Source organism: Mesobacillus sp., assembly GCF_049588175.1.
Classification (GTDB): domain Bacteria; phylum Bacillota; class Bacilli; order Bacillales; family Cytobacillaceae; genus Mesobacillus.
The window spans coordinates 1-3268 of record NZ_JBAVFI010000197.1 but is presented as its reverse complement, the minus strand read 5'-3'; the positions used below and the strand labels follow the sequence as shown (position 1 = coordinate 3268).

Here is a 3268-nt window from a genome sequence, read left to right as displayed (position 1 = left end):
GTGATGGCCGTGCTGGCTATGGTCATTCCGGAATGAAGGCATGACGATATCAGGCTGGTAGGTACGGATGAATCGGATCAAGCGCTCATATGTCTCATCCTCACCCCATTTTCCCAGCGTTTCATCAGGGCTTTTGGAAAAACCGAAATCATAAATGTCATCGGAGGTCGTTTCGCTTAAGTGATAGGCAGTCACACCGGTAATTTTAGCGGCTTCAATCATTTCACGCGAGCGGATAATCCCAAGCGCATTTCCGAGCTCATTACCGATTTCGTTCTGTCCGCCTTCACCGCGGTTGGCGATCAAGCTGGCTGTGGTAACCCCAAGTCCCCTGGAAAGGTAGGCTAAAAAGTCGCTTCGTTCATCATCGGGATGGGCACCGGTATTCAGGAAAGTCACTGTCGTCTCGAGAGGCTTTACGGCATTCCAAAGGTCAACGTCATGTTCCTGCGTTTCAACAGCTGATCCGCTTAATGGCACCATTGAAACAATCAGCAAGAAGGAAAGCAATCCAATCAAATACTTGCGCATTTTTGTAACCCCTTTCATTTTTGGTTTTCGGTAAAAAATCTCAAACACTCCTTCCTCTTTATGTAGTTGGCAGGTTAGTTATTCTGACTAACTAACTACAGAGATAACCCCTAGTTACAGATAATCACAGTTAGATAATATTGTAAATTATTAAGTTGTCAGAAAATTAAAAATGGTATTTTTATACTATTTTATATGGTAAAATGGTACTAAATGGATATTCTGCATACTGATTTAATATCTAATTCAGCATAATTAGCAAAACGAGCCAATATACCTGATAATAGTTAATTTTTAATTTTCTGAACTTAATAGTTGTAAACGTTTACAAATTATTATATATTTTTAGTTAATTAGTAAATATTACTAACCAAAAAGATTAAGGCCGTGATGTTATGAATGTAAGTGGTACGACCATACAGCTGAAGACACTCAACAAAAAAAGAGTGCTACAGTGCATCCAAGAAAATTCACCGATTTCGAGGGCTGAAATCGCAGTGAAAATCAACATAAGCAAGCCTACTGTATCCATATTAGTCGATGAATTGATCCAGGAAAAATGGATTTTTGAAAAAGGGATTGGCGAGTCGACTTCGCAGGGCGGGAGAAGACCCATCCAGCTATACTTCAACGAAAAAGCAGCATACATCATTGGAACGGACATTGGTGGAACGAAGGTAAGGACGGTAATCTGCGATTTGAATGGAAACATCGCGGCAAGCAGCAGTTTTAGCACCTGCCAGTATCTCGATTCAGGATTGATGAAACAGATTGCAAAAGAGATTGAAGGCATGATCAAAAAAGAAGGAATCGATTCCGGGAAGATTTTAGGCATGGGGGCTGGGGTGCCTGGAATCACCGAGACAAAAAGCGGAATGGTCATTGAAGCACCAAGCTTGAACTGGGTCCGCTATCCTTTCCTGACCGAAGCACAGCGTTACATTCCCTTTCCGGTCCATGTCGACAATGATGTCAATGTCGCCGCGCTTGGAGAGCAATGGATCGGGAATGCGAGAGACAAGCAAAACGTTCTGTTCATTGCGGTTGGAACGGGAATCGGAAGCGGGATTATCATTAACAATCAATTATATCGCGGCTCATCAAGCGCTGCCGGTGAAATCGGCTATATGGTCACTGACAAAAATGATATGAAAAATGAATTCAGGCCGATTTTTCATCGATATGGGTATCTTGAAAGCGTTGCTGGAGGGAAATCGATCGGAAACAGGCTGACAAAGTGCGTCCAGCAGGAGCCCGATCATCCCATGCATCAGCAGGCTCTCGCATCAGAGCTGCCGGGGGAAATGGCATTCAAATTAGCGAAGACAGGCGATCAGCTTGCACTCAGAGTGATTGAAGAAGCAATCGAACATTTGGCCTATGGAATCGTAAATGCTGCTAGTTTGCTAAATCCAGAGGTTGTTATTTTAGGAGGTGGTGTATTAAAGTCATCGGAATTCATCCTGCCGAAGCTGCAGGAAATCGTGAACCAATACCTTCCTAGTTCAGTCCAGCTGAAGACGTCCCAACTGGGTGACAATGCAGGGGTCTTAGGTGCAGTGTCACTGTTCATGAGGGAGCACGAAAGTTTGATTAAATACCATTAATGAGGGGGAATTTTTGTGAAACACAAGAAAAAGGTTTCGATTATCACCGCATTGACTTTATCTGCATCGCTCATGCTCGCTGCGTGCAGCTCTGAAGAAGGCTCAAGCAAACCAGCAGGAGACAAAGATAAAGAAAAGCTGGAAGAAAAAGTTGTCATTTATTCTCCGCATGGAAAAGATATTTTATCAGAATTCGAGAAGCAGTTTGAAGAAAAATATGATGTCGATGTAGAGTGGCTGGATATGGGCTCCCAGGAAGTCCTTGACCGCGTCCGTTCCGAAAAGAACAATCCGCAGGCAGACGTATGGTGGGGCGCTCCTTCCGTTATGTTTGACCAGGCGAAGGACGATGGTCTGTTGAAGCCTTATGAGCCTTCGTATTCCGGTGCACTTGCTGACGGCTTCCATGAAAAAGACTGGAACTGGTCAGGAACAAGCCAGACACCTGAAGTCATCATGTACAACAGCAAAGAGCTGACAAAGGAAGAAGCACCGAAGGATTGGGATGAACTGCTTGATCCGAAGTGGAAGGACGAAATCATCATCCGTTATCCACTCGCTTCCGGAACGATGAGAACGATTTTCTCGGCGATGATATACCGTGATTTTAAAGACTCTCAGGACACAGCTAAGGGCTACGAGTGGCTGGAAAAATTAGATGCGAATACAAAGGAATACTCCGCGAACCCTGAAATGATGTACAACAAGGTGGCCAAGGGCGAAGGCTCCGTATCTGTATGGGCAATGCCGGACGTTGTTATGCTGAAGGAAAACAAGAATTATCCATTTGAATTCATTGTTCCTGAAAGCGGAACGCCTGTATTGACAGAAGGAATCGCTTTAATCAAGGATGGCAAGCATCCTAAGGCTGCGGAAGCATTCTACGAGTTTGTTAACACTCCTGAAGCGGCAAAGCTTTTAGCTGAAAAATACTACCGTATCCCGACTCGCGATGATGTAAAGGATCTGCCGAAGTGGATCACCGATACAGAAATCAAGGCGATGGATATTGACTGGAAAGTGTTCCAGGATAACGGTGATGCGTGGATGAAATATTGGGATGAAAACATTAAGAGTGGAGATAAAGAAATCAAAGAATAGGAAGTGTGCGGTATGGCGTCGATTAACAT

Annotated in this window: 3 protein-coding genes; 2 read left to right on the top strand and 1 reads right to left on the bottom strand. The window is 44.0% G+C overall.

Going from position 1 to position 3268, the window contains the following annotated elements:
• A partial coding sequence (locus tag WB217_RS04970) for a PIG-L family deacetylase (protein WP_423991216.1) occupies positions 1-531 on the bottom strand: 531 nt, incomplete at its 3' end.
• A gap of 395 nt (positions 532-926) precedes the next feature.
• On the opposite strand from WB217_RS04970, the gene WB217_RS04965 reads away from it, so the two are divergent.
• Entirely contained in the window at positions 927-2138 is a 1212-nt protein-coding gene (locus WB217_RS04965; protein WP_423991214.1) for an ROK family transcriptional regulator, read from the top strand.
• A 15-nt stretch (positions 2139-2153) separates the two neighbouring features.
• A complete protein-coding gene (locus tag WB217_RS04960; protein WP_423991212.1) occupies positions 2154-3239 on the top strand; it encodes an extracellular solute-binding protein in 1086 nt (361 codons plus the stop codon).
• Positions 3240-3268 lie beyond the last annotated feature (29 nt).

Bases quoted from the DNA above. Each gene is read 5' to 3' on its own strand.
- WB217_RS04965 (WP_423991214.1), top strand. From the start codon at position 927: ATGAATGTAAGTGGTACGACCATACAGCTGAAGACACTCAACAAAAAA.